Source organism: Serratia sp. 506_PEND (assembly GCF_001076875.1).
GTDB lineage: Bacteria > Pseudomonadota > Gammaproteobacteria > Enterobacterales > Enterobacteriaceae > Serratia > Serratia marcescens.
This window is the reverse complement of record NZ_JVEL01000166.1, coordinates 1-676: the sequence shown is the minus strand read 5'-3', so window position 1 is coordinate 676 and position 676 is coordinate 1. Positions and strand designations below refer to the sequence as shown.

Annotated in this window: 1 pseudogene; it reads left to right on the top strand. The window is 59.8% G+C overall.

Annotated elements, in window-relative coordinates:
- Nucleotides 1-10: 10 nt before the first annotated feature.
- Nucleotides 11-676: pseudogene (locus tag ADK28_RS04175) on the top strand (sigma-54-dependent Fis family transcriptional regulator); the annotation flags it as partial.

Here is a 676-nt window from a genome sequence, read left to right as displayed (position 1 = left end):
AAGGGTGAACATGCTACAGGCGCTGCAGTTTGCAAAATCCCTGATCCAGCCGGACAATGACGACGCCCTGGCTGACTGGTTGCTCGCCACTCTCCGTGAATGCTGGCAGCCTCAGGGCGTTATCCTGGGACTGTGTGATTACAGCGGACGTTTACTGGCGTGTACCGGGTATCATCCTGGCGGAACATTTCATCTGGTGTTGCCGGTGGATGATTTTGGCCACCCGCTGGCCGGCGTGGTACATGACAACGCCCCGCATCTCTGGGGAACCCTGCACGGCGGCGCACGGATCGAACATGCGGGTTTTCGCGACCTGCTGATGACCATGAAGGTAACGACAGGTCTGCTGGCGCTGCCTGTCTGCGATGACACGCAAAAGATCACCGGGGTACTGGGGCTCTTTGATGAACAGGATACGCTTCACCGGTGGTTTGACAGCGAGTTACCCGGGCAACTGCTCCGGGTATTTGCCCTCCAGCGCAGCCGGCTGCATCAGATGCAACACAATAAGAAAGAAAGCCAGTGCCTGCGTGATTCTCTGCGCAGGGTGACGGCTGAGCAGACGGAGCAGGACAGGCAGACACGCCTGCTGGAAAGCCGTCTGGTCGGCCAGTCGTCCGCGGTGCAACAGCTTCGGGAGCACATCCGGCATGCGGCGGCACATTCCCTGTCGGTG